Annotated in this window: 14 protein-coding genes; 10 read left to right on the top strand and 4 right to left on the bottom strand. The window is 64.6% G+C overall.

The window, feature by feature from the left end; translation table 11 throughout:
* Positions 1-104: 104 nt before the first annotated feature.
* Complete coding sequence (gene ilvD / locus EOA23_RS04560; RefSeq protein ID WP_127303027.1) at positions 105-1,949, top strand: dihydroxy-acid dehydratase; 1,845 nt, start codon at positions 105-107, stop codon at positions 1,947-1,949.
* Positions 1,950-2,191: 242 nt separating this feature from the next.
* Here the strand turns inward: ilvD and EOA23_RS04555 are convergent, their stop codons facing one another.
* Positions 2,192-3,946 carry an ABC transporter ATP-binding protein gene (locus tag EOA23_RS04555; RefSeq protein WP_127303026.1) on the bottom strand — a complete coding sequence of 585 codons (1,755 nt, stop codon included), beginning with the start codon at positions 3,944-3,946 and terminating at the stop codon, positions 2,192-2,194.
* 175 nt (positions 3,947-4,121) lie between these two features.
* On the opposite strand from EOA23_RS04555, the gene EOA23_RS04550 reads away from it, so the two are divergent.
* The 3 genes from EOA23_RS04550 (at position 4,122) to EOA23_RS04540 (ending at position 7,380) form a co-directional block, all read left to right on the top strand.
* Positions 4,122-5,402, top strand: coding sequence for an amidohydrolase family protein (locus tag EOA23_RS04550; protein ID WP_127303025.1), 1,281 nt, complete (start codon positions 4,122-4,124; stop codon positions 5,400-5,402).
* Between the two features lie 81 nt (positions 5,403-5,483).
* Positions 5,484-6,407, top strand: a complete 924-nt coding sequence (locus tag EOA23_RS04545; RefSeq protein WP_127303024.1) for a DMT family transporter — start codon at positions 5,484-5,486, stop codon at positions 6,405-6,407.
* Positions 6,408-6,906: 499 nt separating this feature from the next.
* Entirely contained in the window at positions 6,907-7,380 is a 474-nt protein-coding gene (locus EOA23_RS04540; RefSeq protein WP_127303023.1) for a DUF805 domain-containing protein, read from the top strand.
* Positions 7,381-7,395: 15 nt separating this feature from the next.
* On the opposite strand, the gene EOA23_RS04535 is transcribed toward EOA23_RS04540, so the two are convergent.
* Positions 7,396-8,295, bottom strand: coding sequence for a phosphotransferase family protein (locus EOA23_RS04535; RefSeq protein ID WP_127303022.1), 900 nt, complete (start codon positions 8,293-8,295; stop codon positions 7,396-7,398).
* A gap of 100 nt (positions 8,296-8,395) precedes the next feature.
* Here EOA23_RS04535 and EOA23_RS04530 point away from each other — a divergent pair, with 100 nt between their 5' ends.
* Entirely contained in the window at positions 8,396-9,028 is a 633-nt protein-coding gene (locus tag EOA23_RS04530; protein WP_127303021.1) for a class I SAM-dependent methyltransferase, read from the top strand.
* A gap of 36 nt (positions 9,029-9,064) precedes the next feature.
* On the opposite strand, the gene EOA23_RS04525 is transcribed toward EOA23_RS04530, so the two are convergent.
* On the bottom strand, positions 9,065-11,518 hold the full coding sequence (locus EOA23_RS04525; RefSeq protein WP_127303020.1) for an FAD-dependent oxidoreductase: 2,454 nt from the start codon (positions 11,516-11,518) through the stop codon (positions 9,065-9,067).
* On the bottom strand, positions 11,515-12,399 hold the full coding sequence (locus EOA23_RS04520; RefSeq protein WP_127303019.1) for a phosphotransferase family protein: 885 nt from the start codon (positions 12,397-12,399) through the stop codon (positions 11,515-11,517). Before EOA23_RS04520 ends, EOA23_RS04525 begins: the two co-directional genes overlap by 4 nt.
* 390 nt (positions 12,400-12,789) lie before the next feature.
* Between EOA23_RS04520 and EOA23_RS04515 the strand changes: the two genes are divergently transcribed.
* From EOA23_RS04515 to EOA23_RS04495, 5 genes are all read left to right on the top strand, one after another.
* Positions 12,790-13,554, top strand: coding sequence for a DeoR/GlpR family DNA-binding transcription regulator (locus tag EOA23_RS04515; RefSeq protein WP_126062960.1), 765 nt, complete (start codon positions 12,790-12,792; stop codon positions 13,552-13,554).
* A 55-nt stretch (positions 13,555-13,609) separates the two neighbouring features.
* A complete protein-coding gene (locus EOA23_RS04510) occupies positions 13,610-14,515 on the top strand; it encodes a LysR substrate-binding domain-containing protein (RefSeq protein ID WP_126062959.1) in 906 nt (301 codons plus the stop codon).
* An 89-nt stretch (positions 14,516-14,604) separates the two neighbouring features.
* Entirely contained in the window at positions 14,605-15,450 is an 846-nt protein-coding gene (locus EOA23_RS04505; protein WP_127303018.1) for a class I SAM-dependent methyltransferase, read from the top strand.
* Positions 15,451-15,659: 209 nt separating this feature from the next.
* Positions 15,660-16,814, top strand: a complete 1,155-nt coding sequence (locus EOA23_RS04500) for an ABC transporter substrate-binding protein (protein WP_127303017.1) — start codon at positions 15,660-15,662, stop codon at positions 16,812-16,814.
* Between the two features lie 170 nt (positions 16,815-16,984).
* Positions 16,985-17,983, top strand: coding sequence for an ABC transporter ATP-binding protein (locus tag EOA23_RS04495; RefSeq protein ID WP_127303016.1), 999 nt, complete (start codon positions 16,985-16,987; stop codon positions 17,981-17,983).
* Positions 17,984-18,188 lie beyond the last annotated feature (205 nt).

Below are 18,188 nucleotides of genomic sequence, written 5' to 3'. Positions count from 1 at the left end.
CAAAATTGTGGCAAGGCCGGGTCATGGCCGCTATAACCGCTGCCGACCAAAATTTGAGCGCCGCCCGCCGCGCAGCGGCGTGGCCAGCCAGCAAGGACAATTCAATGCCTGCCTATCGTTCCCGCACCACCACCCACGGCCGCAACATGGCCGGCGCCCGCGGCCTGTGGCGCGCCACCGGCATGAAGGACAGTGATTTCGGCAAACCGATCATCGCGGTGGTCAATTCCTTCACTCAGTTCGTGCCCGGCCACGTGCACCTGAAGGATCTCGGCCAGCTCGTCGCGCGCGAGATCGAGAAGGCAGGCGGCGTCGCCAAGGAGTTCAACACCATCGCCGTCGACGATGGCATCGCCATGGGCCATGATGGCATGCTCTATTCGCTGCCGTCGCGCGAGCTGATCGCCGATTCCGTCGAATACATGGTCAACGCGCATTGCGCCGACGCCATGGTCTGCATCTCCAATTGCGACAAGATCACCCCCGGCATGCTGATGGCCTCGCTTCGCCTCAACATCCCGACCGTCTTCGTTTCCGGCGGCCCGATGGAGGCCGGCAAGGTGGTGTTGGCCGGCAAGGCGCAAGCGCTCGACCTGGTCGACGCCATGGTCGCCGCCGCCGACGACAAGATATCCGACGAGGACGTCAAGGTCATCGAGCGCTCGGCCTGCCCGACCTGCGGCTCCTGCTCGGGCATGTTCACCGCCAATTCGATGAACTGCCTGACCGAGGCGCTAGGCCTGTCGCTGCCGGGAAATGGCTCGACCTTGGCCACCCATGCCGATCGCAAGCGCCTGTTCGTCGAGGCCGGCCATCTCGCCGTCGATCTCGCCCAGCGCTATTACGAGCAGGACGACGAAACGGCGCTGCCGCGCAGCATCGCCTCCAAGGGCGCTTTCGAGAACGCCATGGCGCTCGACATCGCCATGGGCGGCTCGACCAACACGGTGCTGCACATCCTCGCCGCCGCCCATGAGGGCGAGGTCGACTTCACCATGGAAGACATCGACCGGCTGTCGCGGAAAGTGCCGGTGCTCTGCAAGGTGGCGCCGGCCAAGTCCGACGTGCACATGGAGGACGTCCACCGCGCCGGCGGCATCATGGCGATCCTCGGCCAGCTCGACCAAGCCGGCCTGATCAATCGCGACCTGCCGACGGTGCACACCGCTACGCTCGGCGAGGCGCTCGACCATTGGGACATCGCCCGCACTTCGGCCGAGAATGTCCGCGACTTCTTCCGCGCCGCCCCCGGCGGCGTGCCGACCCAGGTCGCCTTCAGCCAGGACCGCCGCTGGGACGAACTCGACCTCGACCGGGAGAAGGGCGTGATCCGCTCGGCCAAGACGCCGTTCTCGAAGGATGGCGGCCTTGCTGTGCTGAAGGGAAATCTGGCGCTCGACGGCTGCATCGTGAAGACCGCCGGCGTCGACGAGTCGATCCTGAAATTTACCGGCCCGGCCCGTGTCTTCGAGAGCCAGGACGCTTCCGTCAAGGCGATCCTCGGCAACGAGATCAAGGCCGGCGACATCGTCGTCATCCGCTATGAGGGGCCGCGAGGCGGCCCCGGCATGCAGGAGATGCTCTACCCGACCAGCTACCTGAAGTCGAAGGGCCTCGGCAAAGCCTGCGCGCTGATCACCGACGGCCGCTTCTCCGGCGGCACGTCGGGCCTGTCGATCGGCCACGTCTCGCCGGAAGCCGCTGAAGGCGGCGCGATCGGCCTGGTCCAGGAAGGCGACACGATCGAGATCGATATCCCCAACCGCACCATCCGGCTCGCCGTCAGCGATGCCGAGCTCGAAGCGCGCCGCGCGGCGATGAACGTCAAGGGCGCCGACGCCTGGAAGCCGGCCGAAAAGCGCAAGCGCAAGGTGACGACGGCCCTGCGCGCCTACGCCGCCTTCGCCACCAGCGCCGACAAGGGCGCGGTGCGGAAAGTGCCGGAGTGAGGAGCGCTTCTCCTTCTCCCCTTGTGGGGTGAGAAGCGGTCCGCGTTAGCGGACGAAAAGCCAATTGCTTGGCTTTTCGAGCTTCGAACGCCCTGAGCCTGCGAAGGGCCGGGTGGTGTCGCCGAAGGCGCGGGTGCTCCAGGGAAAGGCAGCGTCTCACTCCGCTGGAACACCCCTCATCCGTCTCGGCGCTATCGCGCCGATCCACCTTCTCCCACAAGGGGAGAAGGTGGAAGTCGGCACTACGGCATCAGCTGATATTCATAAAGCTTCTGATAGAGCCCGCCTTGCTTGAGGAGGGTCCTGTGCGGGCCGCTCTCCTGCACCTTGCCCTTTTCCAGCACCACGATGGTGTCGGCTTGATGCACGGTCGACAGCCGGTGCGCGATGACGATCGTCGTGCGTCCGACCGTCAGCTGCTGCAGCGCGTCGCGGAACAGCGCTTCCGACTCGGCGTCGAGCGCGCTGGTCGCCTCGTCGAGCAGCAGTATCTCGGCATTGCGCAGCATGGCGCGCGCGATCGAGATGCGCTGGCGCTGGCCGCCGGACAAAAGCGATCCGTTCTCGCCGACCTCCGTCTCGTAGCCCTTGGCCATGGCGCTGATGAAGTCATGTGCGTTGGCGGCCTTGGCGGCGGCGATCACCTCTTCATCGGTCGCGTGCTCGCGGCCGAGGCGGATATTGTGCATGATCGTGCCGGCGAACAGGAATGTGTCCTGGCTGACATAGGCGATCTTCTTCCGGAGCGAATCGAGCGTCGCGAAGGAGATGTCCTGGCCGTCGAACATCACCCTGCCGGTCTGCGGGTCGTACATGCGCATGATCAGGTTCAGGATCGTCGACTTGCCGCTGCCCGACGGCCCGACCAGCGCCGTCATCTTGCCGGCCGCGAGCGCCAGGTTGAAGCCCTCGAACACCGGCGGGCTTTCCGGATAGGCGAAGCTGACATTGTCGAAGCGGATTTCGCCCGGTCCAGGTTGCAGCGGCCTCGCGCAAGGTTTTTCCGCGAGCGTAAGCGGCCGGTCGGCGAGCTGGAACATCATGCGCACGCCGACGATGCCGGTCTCGAGCGAGATGCGAACGCGGGCCAGGCGCTTAGCCGGCTCATAAGCGAGCAGCAGCGATGCGATGAAGGCCATGATGTTGCCCGGCATCTGCCCGCCCTGCAGCACCAGGAACCCGCTGATGAAGACCGCGCCGGCGATCGCCAGGCCGGCAATGGTTTCCATCACCGGGCTGGTGGCCGCCTCCAGCGTGGCGATGTTGTTGGCGCGGTTCTCGACGTCGGAGACGGCCTGGTACATGCGTTTGCGCATCGCGCCTTCAAGGTTGAAGGATTTGACGACGCGTACGCCGATCGCCGTCTCCTGCATGACATGAACGATCTGCCCAAGCGAGCGGAATTCCATGGCGGCGATGTTGCGGACGCGCTTCAGGATGCGGTTGACGCCGTAGATCGCCACCGGCCCGACGACGAAGCAGATCAGCGACAGCGCCGGCTGTTGCCAGATCATGACGCCTACCAGCACGGCCAGCGTCACCAGGTCGCGCACATAGGACGTCACGACGAGATCGAGTACGCTGCGCGCCGCCTGCGCGTTGCTGGTCATGCGGGCGATCAGATCGGCCGACGAGGTCGAGTGGTAGAACTCGATGCCTTGTTCCAGGATGCGATCGTAGATCTTGCGCTGCCGGTCGGCGATGATGGCGTTGCCGACGCGGCTCATGAAATAGGCCTGGACGAAGGTGGCGAGCCCCTTCACCAGGAAGATCCCCGCGACCCCGGCAGCGATCAAATTGACGCGGTCGAGCCTCTTGAAGACGACGAATTCGTTGGTGATCTCACGCAGGATCCAGGCGCTGGCGCCGGTCATGGCGGCCACCACCAGCATCGACACGATGGCGGCGCCATAGCCGAATTTGTGCTCTTGGAAGGATTCCCTCACGAGCCTCGCGACAAGGCGCTGGTTCTCCGTGGAGCGGAAGAAGCGAAACAACGGCCGATCCTGTGTCTGACTTGCAAAGAATTTCGGATTCGCCACGAGGGCGCGAGGCGGCTTATAGAGCGAGTTGCGGCGCGATGGAACCTTTCGGCTGCCGGGGAAAGAAAAGGCTGCGCGAGGCCGCCTTTTCGGCCACGATGATCGCCAGGTCTTGAGAGGGTGACGACAGATGGATTTCGACCTCATCGTGCGCGGCGGCACGCTGCCGGACGGCAGGGTTGCCGATATCGGCATTGCCGGCGAAACCATCCGCGCGATCGAGCAGAAGCTGACAGGGTCGGCGCCCACAGAGATCGACGCGCGCGGCAACCTTGTTTCGCCGCCCTTCGTCGATCCGCATTTCCACATGGACGCCACCCTGTCCTACGGCATTCCGCGCATCAACGCGTCAGGCACGCTGCTCGAGGGCATCGCGCTTTGGGGCGAGCTGAAGCCGCTGCTGACGCATGAGGCCGTGCGCGAGCGCGCGCTCGCCTATTGCGACTGGGCCGTGTCGATGGGCCTGCTCGCCATCCGCAGCCATGTCGACGTCTGCGACGACCGGCTGCTCGCGGTGGAGGCCCTGCTCGACGTCAAGAAAACGGTCGCGCCCTATATCGACCTGCAGCTGGTGGCGTTTCCGCAGGACGGCCTCTATCGCTCGCCGACGGCGCTCAAGAACACCGTCCGGGCGCTCGACATGGGCGTCGACATCGTCGGCGGCATCCCGCATTTCGAGCGCACCATGGCCGACGGCACCCGCTCGGTGACGGAGCTTTGCGAGATCGCGGCGAAACGCGGCCTGATGGTCGACATGCACTGCGACGAGACCGACGATCCGCTGTCGCGCCATATCGAGCAACTCGCTTACGAAACGCAGCGTCTCGGCCTGCAGGGCAGGGTGGCCGGCTCGCATCTCACCTCCATGCATTCGATGGACAATTACTACGTCTCGAAGCTCCTGCCGCTGATCGCCGAAGCCGGTGTCTCGGCCATCCCCAACCCGCTGATCAACATCATGCTGCAGGGGCGCCACGACACCTTCCCGAAGCGGCGCGGCCTGACCAGGGTGAAGGAGATGCTGGCGCTCGGCATCCGCGTCGGCTGGGGGCAGGATTGCGTGCTCGACCCCTGGTATTCGCTGGGCACCGCCGACATGCTCGACGTCGCCTTCATGGGTCTGCATGTGGCGCAGATGTCGAGCCCGGCCGATATGGCGCGCTGCTTCGACATGGTCACCAACGTCAACGCCGCGATCATGGGGCTCGACCACCTCGGCCTCGCCGTCGGCAAGCGCGCCAGCCTTGTTGTGCTCGACGCCGGCAACGCGATCGAGGCCGTTCGCCTGCGCCCCGAACGTCTCTGCGTCATCGCCAGGGGCAAGATCGTCGCCGAACGGACCAGGCAGGAGACGCGGCTGTCGATTTCCGGACGTCCGGCGCAGGTGAACCGGCGGCACAGGGCGGGTTAGAACCAGCCGATTTCCGCCGCTGGTCTTACCGGTTGGCCGATTTTCCCTCGTCAAACCGGCGGCCTGCGGCTAGGGAGCGGCATGGCTCAGACCATCGCCCGCAATTTCACGATCCGGAACATGTTGCTCGCCGGCATCCTTTTGATGCTTGCCGGCGACTTCATGTTCGCGCTGAACGATGCGATGGGCAAATGGCTGGTCGCCAGCTTCTCCGTCGGCCAGGTTGTGCTGATCCGCTCGATCGGCGCTTTCATCGTGCTGGGGCCCATGATCGCCAACCAGGGCGCGGGCAAGCTGTTCCAGATGGAAAGGCCGGCGCTGCAGCTCCTGCGCGTCGTGGCGACGACGCTCGACACCGGGCTTTTCTATGCCGCCGTCGTCCACCTGCCGCTCGCCGACGTGATGAGCTTCTACATGGCCGGGCCTATCTATGTCGCCGCGCTTTCGCACCTCTTGCTCGGTGAAAAGGTCGGCTGGCGCCGCTGGCTGGCGATCCTCGTCGGCTTCTGCGGCGTGCTGATCATCCTGAAGCCGTCCTCGGCGGCTTTCTCGCTGTCGTCGAGCTATGCGCTGATCGGCAGCGTGGCCTTCGGCTTCGCCATCATCCTTGGCCGGCGTTTGCGTGGAACGAGCGACACGACACTCGTTACCTGGCAGACCATCGGCACGCTGATTGTCGGCGCCGCGCTGACCATCGGCGCATGGAATACGCCCTCGGCGCTCGACTTCGGCGCCATGCTCTTGCTTGGCGTTGTGTCCTGCGCGGCCCATCTGATGATCACAAGGGCGCTGAAGCTGGCACCGGCCTCGACGCTGGCGCCGCTGCATTACAGCCTGCTTCTGTGGGCCATCGTCTTTGGCCTGGTTTTCTTCGGCGATGTGCCGAGCCCGCGCATTCTGTTCGGCTCCGCTATCGTCGTGCTTGCCGGCATCTTCATCTTCCATCGCCAGAAGGTGGTGGAAGCCGTGGTGCCGCCCGAGAACGTGCCGAAGGGCGTCAATTAGCTTCTTAGCACAGAAATTTTGACCGGTCGGCTATGCGTGCGTTGGCAGATACATGCTTTGGCGATTGGCCGAGACGCCTATCGGGTCGTCATCCACGGGCGGAGCAAGGAGCGAAGCGACGCGCGCAGACCCGAGGATCCATGCCGTGACTTCAAAGCGCTGCGGCGGTCCAGAATTCTGCACCGTTGCACACTTCGGTCCAGGTAACGGCATGGATTCCAGGGTCTGCGCGCGTCGCTTCGCTCCTTGCTCCGCCCTGGAATGACGAGGTTCGGGAGCCTTCGGCTCATCGCCAGCGTTTGCGCTGACTACCCCAAACGGACGTTGATAGCCTTGCCCGACAAGCTTGCAATTCAAAATCACTGTGTTGAGGAACCAGGGCAACTTCACGAAAGTTTTTTGCGGTGCAAATCGCCATCCGGATGCAATCTGTGATTGATTCCGGCAGGGCCGGCAGGATATCTATAACCTGGAAAATTGCGCTATTTGGGGGGAAATCATGGGCAGTTTCTCGATATGGCATTGGCTCATAATTCTGATCATTATCGGCTTGCCATTCTTGTTTGTCTTGAGGGCGCCGCCGGCCGGCGTCAATCGCTTCGGTGACACGCCGCCGTCGATGAACTTTGGTGAAGCGATTGCAAGCTTTTTCCGAAATTATGTGAACTTTTCCGGCAGGGCCAGTCGCTCGGAGTTCTGGTATTCCTACCTCTTCATAATCATCGTCGCCGTTCTTATGGGGATAGTCGATATCTTTGTGGGAAACGAAGCCGTTTCGTCGCTTTGGAATCTTGCCGTTCTTCTGCCGACACTTGCCATGACCGCGCGCCGGCTGCATGACATCAACAGAAGCGGTTGGCATCAGCTGCTTGCGGGATTCTTCCCCATCGGCACCATCGCGCTACTCATCTGGTATTGCAAAAAGTCCGACGAAACAGGGTCGTTGAACGAGATACAAAGGGTTTTCAGGTAACGCGCTGGGATGGCTCTAGCCCAGGCGTACGGCGGCGAGGTGTCGCGAAAACTCCGCCGTTTCCATCAGCGTCTTGCAGCGGGCGAAGCGGCCGTCGGCATAGGCGCGGAAATCGTCGGCCGGATTGTCGTTGGCGAGCTGGATCAGGCCCCACAGCGTCCACAAAAGGTCGCACATCGCCTTGTAGATGACGACGCGGCCCCGCTCCGCCGGCCGCGCCTCGCCGGTGAAATAAGCGCGCATCAGTTCCTCGTCCTGGGCGGCATCGAACCTGCCCTCGACCGAGAGGTCACCGAGGTCCCAGAGCGGATCGTTCATGCCGGAATATTCCCAGTCGACGATCCACATCCGCTCGCCCGTATCGAGGAAGTTCTCGCACAGCGGGTCGCAATGGCAGGCGGCAAGCGGGATGGCCTGCGCGGCAAGCGCCGCGCGCACCGCGCCTGCCTCGCGCACCACGTCGTGATACCCGGCGGGCAGCGCCACGTCCTTGGTCGACAGGACCTTGAGATAGTCGTCGATCATCGCGAACAGCTCGAAGCGGAAGGGAAACACCGCACCCGAAGAGTGGAGTTTTCGGAAGGCCTGGCCAGCCCGCGCCGGGCTGCCCGGCCGCACCTTGAATTTTTCGGGCGACATCGTCTCGGCGCCGGCGATGAAGCGCGTCGCCATCACACCGGACGCCGGATCGGCATAAAGCACTTCGGGGCTGACGCCGGCCCTGGCCGCTTCGCGCGCCGCCACCGCCTCGTTGGCGCGGTTGATGTATTCCTCCGTGCCCTTGCCGGGGATGCGCAGGCACACGTCACCCGCCCTGTAGACCCTGTTGGTTAGGCCGCCTAAGCGCTCCAGCGGCCCATCATAACTCGCCAGCACCGGAACGGCCGCCAGCGCCGCGCGCAGCTCGTCGGTCATGTCGTGTCCCCTTCACGCCATTGTTGTCGTTCTGACGGTTCCACAGTTTTGGCGGCTTGACTATGATCCTTTGCACATGAATCGGCTTCGAGGGGCGACGATGACGGACGGCAAGCACAGCGGCTCGCTAAGCGCGGCCTACGCGGCGAAGCGGCCGGAGGACGTGGCCGCGATCTATGACCACTGGTCCGAGACCTACGATGCCGACATGTCGGCCGCCGGCTATCGCCATCCGACGATCTGCCTGGCGCTGCTTGCCCGCCACCTGCCGCGCGGAGCCGAACCCTTGCTCGACGCCGGCGCTGGCACCGGGCTGATCGGTGAGTGGCTGGCCATCACCGGCTATCCGCGGGTCGAGGCGCTCGACATCTCGCAAGGCATGTTGGACAAGGCCGGCGCCAAGGGAGTCTACACGGCGCTGCATCGGCTGGCGATGGGCGACGCGCTGCCCTTCGCCGACGGCGCCTATGCCGGCATCATTTCGGCGGGCGTCTTCACCTCGGGCCATGTCGGGGTCGAAGGCCTGGACGAGTTGATCCGCATCTGCCGTCCAGGCGGCGTCATCGTGCTGACCGTCAAGAACACGCTGTGGGATGCTGGCTTTGCGGAGCGGATCGCCGAGTTGGAAGCGCGCGGCGCGATAAGCCGCCTCGAAGAGACGCGACCCTACGCCTCAATGCCCGGCGAAGGTGATACTGTCCCGAGCCGTTGCCTGGCACTGCGCGTCAGCTGACTCGCGCTGCGCATCATCTGACCCGCGCTGCGCGGATCAAGCCTTTATCTTCACGCCGGCCGGGTCGTACATCGCCTCGAGATGGATCTTTGCCGGCGTGCGTTCCATCGCCACGACCAGCTCGTAGTCGCCGGAGGCGAGGAACTCGTCGCCGAGGCCGTCGGCATTGCGCACATAGCCGTAGCCGATGTTCTTCTCAACCGTGTAGCCATAGCCGCCGCTGGTGAGGTAGCCCACAGGCTCGCCATTGCGCAGGATCGTCTCGCGCCCAACCAACACGACCTCCGGGTCATCCACCGTGAAGCCGGCAAAGCGTTTTGTGGGCGGCTTGCCGGTCGCCTTCTCCAGCGCCTTGCGTCCGACGAAGTCGGTGTTCTTGCGAAGCTTCACCGCCCAGCCGAGCCCCGCTTCCAGTGGCGTGTCGTTCGGCGTGATGTCGGAGCCCCAGGCGCGATAACCTTTTTCGAGCCGGAGCGATTCCAGCGCCCGGTAGCCGACCGGGCGAATGCCGTGCGCCTTGCCCGCCGCCATCAGCGCATCGAAAACCTCGCCGGTGTCGGCGATCGGCACATGCAGCTCCCAGCCCAGCTCGCCGACATAGGTGACGCGCAGCGCCTTCACGCTATGGCCGGCAATTTCGATTTCTCGGGCATGGCCGAAGGGGAAGGCGGCGTTCGCAACGTCGGCCTCCGTCACCGCCGACAGCACGTCGCGGGCGCGCGGTCCCATCAGCGACAACGTGCCGAAATCCTCCGTGACGTCCTCCAGCCTGGCATCGAGGCCGGAGCCGATATGGTCGCCTATCCAGGACAGGTCATGCGTGCGGAAGCCGGTGCCGGTGACGATGTAGAACCGCTCCTCGCCCAGCCTCGACACGGTGAGGTCGGCCTCGATGCCGCCGCGCGTGTTGAGAAGCTGCGTGTAGGTGAGCCGCCCGACCGGCTTGTTGACGTCGTTGGCGCAGATCCAGTCGAGCGCCTTCAGCGCGTCGCTTCCGGTCAGCTCGTATTTGGCGAAGGAGGACTGATCGAAGATGCCGACCTTCTCGCGCACATGCCGGTGCTCGTCGCCGACCGGGCCGAACCAGTTCTGGCGGCCCATCGAATAGACGTCTTCGGCGGCTACGCCGTCGGGCGCGAACCAGTTCGGCCGCTCCCAGCCGAGCTTGGAGCCGAACACGGCGCGATGCGCCTTCAGCCGCTCGTAGAGCGGCGAGACGATGCGCGGCCGTCCCGAGAGATACTCTTCGTGCGGGAAGCCGATTGTGTAATGCTTGCCATAGGCCTCCAGCGTGCGGTCGCGGACCCAGTCGCGGTCGCGGTGCAGGCCGGAGAAGCGCCTGATGTCGACCACCCAGAGATCGAGCGGCGCCTCGCCGTCGACCACCCATTGCGCCAGCACCCAGCCGGCGCCGCCGGCCGACGCGATGCCGAAGGCGTTGAAGCCTGCCCCGACGAACATGTTGGCGCATTCCGGCGCCACGCCGAGGATGAAGTTGCCGTCCGGCGTGAAGCTCTCCGGCCCGTTGATCATCTGCTTGACGCCGACATGGGCGAGCGCCGGCACACGCTCGATCGCCTGGCTCATATGCTGTTCGAAATGATCGTAATCGTCGTCGAACAGGCGAAATTCCCAGTCGTTGGGCACGTCGCCGCCGGGAAGCCCGGTTGCCCAGGCCTGCGGGTTGGGCTCATAGCCGCCCATCACCAGTCCGCCGACCTCCTCCTTGAAATAGGTGCGGCGGTCGGGGTCGCGGATCGTCGGCGCGTCGTTGGCCAGCCCTTCGATCCTCTCGGTGATGATATACTGGTGCTTGACCGGCTGCAGCGGCACGTTGATGCCGGCCATCGCGCCGACCTGCCTTGCCCATTGCCCGGCGCAGTTCACCACCTTGTCGCAGGCGATGTCGCCCCTGGAAGTCCTCACCGCCGTGATGCGGCCGTCCTTCATCGTGAAGCCGGTGACGCGCACGTCCTCGAACAGTTTCGCGCCATGCATGCGCGCGCCCTTGGCGAGCGACTGGGCGATGTCGGAGGGGCTTGCCTGCCCGTCGGTTGGCAGCCACGAGGCGCCGACCAGGTCGCCCGTCTCCATCAGCGGCCACATGCGCTTCACTTCCGCCGGCGACAGAAGCTGCATGTCCATGCCGAAGCTTTTGGCCGTGGTCGCCAGCCGCTTGAACTCGGTCCAGCGGTCGGCATTGGTCGCGAGCCTGATGCAGCCGGTCATCTTCCAGCCGGTTGCCAGGCCGGTCTCGGCCTCCAGCCCCTTGTAGAGCTCGACCGAATATTTGAGGACCCGCGTGATCGAGGCCGACGAGCGCAATTGCCCGACCAGGCCGGCGGCGTGCCAGGTCGAGCCCGAGGTCAGCTTGCCCTGCTCGAGCAGCACCACGTCCGCCTTGTGGTCGCGCGCCAGATGATAGGCGGTGGAACAGCCGATGATGCCGCCGCCGATGACGACGATTTCGGCATGGCTGGGCAAGGTCATGGCTTGGTCCCGTATTTCGTCCGGTAGTTGTCCAGCGCCGCGTCGAGCCGGACGAGGTTTTCCTCGGTATAGGCGACATAGTCGATGCCGGGCGCGTCGAGATAAAGCTCGGAGACCATGCTCCACATCGCCTCGCGCAGCAGCGAGGCGCATTGCATGGCGGCGTGCGAGCGGCGGATCTCGCTGTCCGGCTCCTTCATGAAATAGGCGGTCAGGAAGGCGAAGGATTCCTCATCGCTCAGGCCGGCGTTGGAGGCGGCGCCCGCGAGATCGAACATCGCCGTGTTGAAGCCGGCATATTCGAAATCGATCAGCCACAGCCGCTTGCCGTCGTCCAGGATATTGGCCGGCAAAAGATCGTTGTGACCGAAGACGATCGGCAGCAGTTTTTGCGCCCGCTCGAGCTCGTCGGCCAGCGCAAGATAGCGCGACAACTGATCCTTCTTGCGGCTGCCACCTTCGTCCAGCGTGCGCGCATAGTCGCGGACGACGTGGAACACCCAGAACATGAAGCCGGCGCCGGAGACATGGCTCGGCATCTCGCGATGGAAGCCGCGCAGCAGCGCCGCCACGCGGCCGAGATTGGCCCGCACATCCTCGGCGAGAAAGGTCTTCGCCCCGAGAAACGCCGTCACCAGGATGCCGGGCTCGGCATAATGCACGGCCGGCGCGAATCCAGCGGCATGCGCGGCCCGCGCCGTCATCACCTCGCGCTCGCGAAAGACGTGGTGGAACGGAAAGTCCTGGCCGAAGCGCACGACATGCCGCCCCGCGGCATCCGTGACGACAAAATTGGCGTTGCTGAGGCCGCCCGGCAGCGGCTCGATCTCGATGCTGCCGTTCCAGCACGGCAAGGCGCGGATGCGGTCTTCGGCGCTCACGGCTTCGCTCCGGCCTCAACCGGTCTCACGGAAAACGACGATGGGACAAAATAAAAAAGCCTCGTCGGTGCGAGACGCCAGGATCGGTATCCCGCACCGCACCGACGAGCCCCTTGGCCAGGTTCAGGATCCCGGCATCCGCCCCCGCGGATTCGATAAAAGCTCAAATCTGGCTGGTTCCAGACGATCTGGTCACCAGGTTGCGGCTCTGCCATCATCCTCCCTTAGCAGTTCCGAGCCCTTGTGACTTGCAACCACTCTCATGCCCAGGTGGCAGAGCTGTCAATCAAAAGCTGTGACTTTTTTTGGGTGTTTTGCCCGAAAATATAAGCAACTCCTTTCAAAGCGTTGTCAAAGCCTTAAATTCGGTCAAGATCCCGGGCATTCCATATGATCCACTCGAAACGGCATGGCGAAATCCTGCGGCTCCTCGGCGAGGAGGGCACGATCAGCATAGCCAGCCTTGCCGAACGTCTCGGCGTCTCGCAGGAAACGGTGCGACGCGACGTCAAGCCGCTCGCCGATGACGGGTCGGTGCTGAAGATGCACGGCGCCGTCGGCCTTGCCTCGATGGTGGGCGAGGCGCCGTTCGAGCGGCGCATGCGCGAGAATGCCGAAGCCAAGCGCCTGATCGCCAGGATGGTCGCGGCCACCATCCGCGATGGCGAGGCGATCATGCTCGACACCGGCACGACCACATCCTTCCTGGCGCGCGAGCTGCTTGGGCATCGCCGGCTGACGGTGGTCACCAATTCCTCCGACATCGCTCGCACGCTGGCGACGGTGAACGGCAACAAGGTCTATATGGCCGGCGGCGAGCTGCGCAGCGACTCGGGCGCGGCTTTCGGCATTTCGGCGATCGAGTTCGTCAGCCGCTTCTCGGTCGATCATGCGGTGATCTCGATCGGCGCCGTCGATGCCGACGCCGGCCTGACCGACTACGAATTGGAGGAGGCGGAGTTCGCCCGCATGGTGCTGTCGCGCGGCCAGCGCTCGCTGGTCGTCACCGACCATACCAAATTCGGCCGCCAGGGGCTGGTCAGGGTGTGCGGCTTCGACGGCTTTTCCGAGCTTGCCACCGACCAGCCGCCGCCGCCCGACATAGCCGCCGCGCTGAGCCGGGCAGGCGCGCGCTTGGCCATCGCGACGGCCTGATCACCGCGGACAAAGCCCGCTTTCTTTCCCGCGCGCGGCAGTGTTTAGTCCGGCCATGGCTTTCACAATCCGCCAGCTCCAGTTCTTCGTTGCCGTCGCCGAGCAGGGCACTGTGTCGGGAGCCGCGCAGAATCTCTCGATCTCGCAGTCCTCGGTCACGGAGGCGATCAAGGAGCTGGAGAGCGATCTCGGCGTCGAGTTGTTCGAGCGCCATCCGCGCGGCCTCAACATCACCCATAAGGGCCACCAGTTCCTGCGCCACGCCACCAAGATCCTGGCCGATGTCTCGGATGCGCGCCGTTCTTTCTTCAGCGACCAGGCTGTCGCTGGCGGGCGCCTGCAGCTCGGCGTCACCTCGCTGGTCGCCGGCTACGTGCTGTCCGATCTGCTCGCCCGCTACCGTCGCGCCTATCCCGGCGTCGAGGTCTCCGCCATCGAGGACAATGGCGACTATCTCGAGCATCTTCTGGTCGGCGGCAAGCTCGACATCGCCGTCATGGTCACGTCCAACCTGCGCGACCGCACCGCGCTGCAGTCGGAAATCCTGGAAGTCTCGGCTTACCGGCTGTGGATCCCGCTCAGCCACAGGCTCGCCAGCGCCGACATCATCTCGATCGGCGATATCGCCTCCGAGCCGCTGATCATGCTCACCGTCGACGAGATCGAGGAGAACACCGGCAAGCTGCTGTCGGCGATCGGCGCGAGACCCCATGTCGCTTTTCGCACGCGTTCGGTGGAAGCGGTGCGCAGCCTTGTCGCCACCGGCGCCGGCGTGGCGCTGCTGCCCGACCTCGTCTACCGGCCCTGGTCGCTGGAGGGCGATCGCATCGAATCGCGCGATATTTCCGGCTCGCTGCCGGTCGTCCAGGTCGGCACCGTCTGGCGCCGCGGCTCCGGCCTGCCGCAGGCCGCGCGCGACTTCATCGGCCTCGCCCAGTCGCAGCGCATGGTGCGCCGCTGAAGCAATTCCAGGAAAAGCGTGAAACGGCCGGCTCGAACCCGTAAAGTGCGGGCAGCGATCGATGAGGGCAACCGAAAGCGAGGTCCGCCATGCCGCAATCCGCGCAGCCAAACACGCAGCAAGCCGCTCTCTGGAACGATGCCAGCGGAAAGGCCTGGGTCGAGATGCAGCCGATCCTCGACGGCGTGCTGGCGCCGTTGGCGAGCCTGGTGGTGGATGCCGGCTATCCCGGGGAAGGGGGCACGGTTTTGGACATCGGCTGCGGCGCCGGCGCCACGACCCTGGCGATGGCCCGCCGCGTCGGAAATGGCGGCCGATGTGTCGGCGTCGACATCTCGCGGCCGCTTGTCGCCCTGGCCACGGAGCGCGCGCGGGCGGAAGAGGTGGCGAACGCAAGTTTTGAGTTCGGCGATGCCCAGCAATATGCGTTCGAATCCGGACGCTTCGATGCCGTTGTCTCGCGCTTTGGCGTCATGTTCTTCGACGATCCCGTTGCGGCGTTCACCAACATAAGACAGGCCGCAAGGCGCGGCGGCAAACTCGCCTTTGTCGCTTGGCGCGGTCCGCGCGAGAATGATTTCATGACGACCGCCGCACGAGCGGCAGCACCTTTCCTGCCGCAGGCACCCGTGCCGGATCCCGAAGCGCCGGGACAGTTTGCCTTTGCCGACGGCGCCAGGGTGAGGCGGATCCTTGAAGCAAGCAACTGGTCGTCAGTTAAAGTCGAACAGGTTGACGTCCAGTGTCAGATCGCCGAACGCCATCTGATGACATATGCCGCCCGGCTAGGGCCGGTCGGCGCTGCGCTGCGGGAGGTTGACCAGGCAACGGCCGAGAAAATCACCGCGGCCTTGCCTGCTGCATTCGCGCCCTTCGTGGCGGACGGCGAGGCTCGTTTCAACGCCGCCTGCTGGCTGGTCACGGCGTTGGCCTGAAGGCATTTTGATATCGGAAAAACCGATATCGGCTTTCTGATAAATGAATTTGCGAAACCGGATTTTTCACAGCACCTTTCGCTCAGGGAACAAAGCCGCGCCCTGAGAGCGTTGCCGTCGGAGCATGGAGCTCCGACCCTTTGTAGTTTGCGCATGGTCCTGAAAGCCGAACTGGTTTCGGGGTCATGCGCCAAAATGGGAGATCGATGATGAATGCATTCCTGAAGTCGTGCACGGCGCTGACTGTCGCGCTTACTTTTTCCGGTCAGGCCATGGCCCAGGTCAAGGAACTCGGCAAGGGCGAGGGCGAGGTCAACATCGTTGCCTGGCCGGGCTATATCGAGCGCGGCGAGACCGACAAGGGTTATGACTGGGTGACGGCTTTCGAGAAGGAAAGCGGCTGTAAGGTCAACGTCAAGACCGCCAACACCTCGGACGAGATGGTCTCGCTGATGAACGAGGGCGGCTTCGATCTGGTCACCGCTTCGGGCGATGCCTCGCTGCGCCTCGTCGCCGGCAAGCGCGTGCAGCCGATCAACACCGATCTGATCCCGAGCTGGAAGACTGTCGACGACCGCCTGAAGGACGCGCCCTGGTTCACCGTCGACAAGGTGCATTACGGCTTACCCTATCAGTGGGGCCCGAACATCTTGATGTACAACACCGATGTCTTCAAGGAAGCGCCCAAGAGCTGGAACGTCGTCTTCGAGGAAATGAAGCTGCCCGACGGCAAGTCGAACAAGGGCCGCGTCCAGGCCTATGACGGCCCGATCCACATCGCGGATGCCGCCAATTACCTGATGTTCCACAAGCCGGAACTTGGCATCAAGGACCCCTACGAGCTCAACGAGGACCAGTACAAGGCGGCGCTCGACCTGTTGCGCACGCAGCGCACGCTGGTCGGCCGCTATTGGCACGATGCAGCGATCCAGGTCGACGACTTCCAGAACGAGGGTGTGGTCGCCTCTGGCTCATGGCCCTATCAGGTCAACACGCTGGTCGCCGCCAAGAAGCCGGTCGCTTCCACCGTGCCGGAAGAAGGCGTCACCGGCTGGGCCGATACCACCATGATGGAAGCCGACGCCGCCCATCCGAACTGCGCCTATATGTGGCTCGAGCATTCATTGTCGCCGAAGGTCCAGGGCGACGTCTCGGCCTGGTTCGGCTCGCTGCCGGTCGTGCCCGCCGCCTGCAAGGGCAATGAACTGCTCGGCGACGAAGGCTGCAAGACCAACGGCTACGACAATTTCGACAAGATCAAGTTCTGGAAGACGCCGGTGTCGAAATGCGCCAGCCAGAACGACCAGTGCGTGCCGTACTACCGCTGGGTGTCGGACTATATCGGCGTCATCGGCGGGCGGTAGCGCCATTACCCTTCTCCTTGTGGGGAGTGTCGCCGCTTGAGCGTCAGGGTGGGGGCGGTCTGATGGTTCGCGCTGTCACCCCCACCCGCGGCTTCGCCGCGACCTCCCCCTCGAGGGGGAGGTAGAGCGCCGCGCGAACATCTCAGACCCGGCAACTGACTGACAGGCCCATGACCTCTGCCGTTTCCTTCAAACAAGTCTCACGCCATTTCGGCAGCGTGCGCGCCGTCGACGCGGTCGATCTGGAGATCGCGCCGGGCGAATTCTTCGCCATGCTCGGGCCGTCCGGTTCCGGCAAGACGACGTGCCTCAGACTGATCGCCGGCTTCGAGCAGCCGACGGCCGGCTCGATCTCCATCTTCGGCGAACGCGCCGAAGGCGTTCCGCCCTATCGCCGCAACGTCAACACCGTCTTCCAGGACTACGCGCTGTTCCCGCATCTCAATGTTCTCGACAATGTCGCCTACGGCCTGATGGTCAAGGGCGTCGGCAAGGCCGAGCGGCTGAAGGCTGCCGAGGAAGCGCTGTCGCTGGTGCGCCTGCCGGGCTATGGCGCGCGCCGCCCCGGCCAGCTCTCCGGCGGCCAGCGCCAGCGCGTCGCGCTCGCCCGGGCGCTGGTCAACCAGCCCAAGGTGCTTCTGCTCGACGAGCCGCTCGGCGCGCTCGACCTCAAGCTGCGCGAGAACATGCAGGAGGAGTTGAAGTCGCTGCAGAAGGCGCTCGGCATCACCTTCGTCTTCGTCACCCACGACCAGGGCGAGGCGCTTTCCATGGCCGACCGCGTCGCCGTCTTCAACGACGGCAGGATCATGCAGGTCGGCACGCCGGAAGATATCTACCAGCGGCCGAACACGCGCTTCGTCGCCGATTTCGTCGGCTCGTCCAACGTGCTGCCGCCGGATTTCGTCCAGCGCTATTCCGGCCAGCATCGCTGGGGCAGCCTGCGTCCGGAGTCGATCCGCGTCTCAAGCGCGACCAGCGGCGACGGCGTCGCCGCGCGCCTGGTCGGGACCAATTATCTCGGCGCCACGACAAGGCTGGCGCTCGATGCCGAGGGGTTGAGGCTGCACGCCGTGGTGCCGGCGGGAACGGCGCTGCCGGCGGAAGGCGAGGCGGTGATGCTCACCTTCAATCGCGACAGCCTGCATCTGATGGATGAGCCGGCATGATCGCGCTTGGAATAATGGCCAGTCGAGCAGGCGAGGCGCTCTACGGCGCCCCCCTCTGGCCTGCCGGCCATCTCCCCCACAAGGGGGGAGATTGGCAGTTTCGGCGCCCCGCTCATCCTTCCGACGTTGGTGACTGGCGAAATCGCAGGCGACGGCTGATCTCCCCCCTTGGGGGGGAGATGTCCGGCAGGACAGAGGGGGGCGC

The organism is Mesorhizobium sp. M2A.F.Ca.ET.042.01.1.1 (genome assembly GCF_003997405.1).
In the GTDB taxonomy this organism is placed as follows: Bacteria; Pseudomonadota; Alphaproteobacteria; order Rhizobiales; family Rhizobiaceae; genus Mesorhizobium.
This window is presented reverse-complemented; position numbering and strand designations above follow the sequence as displayed.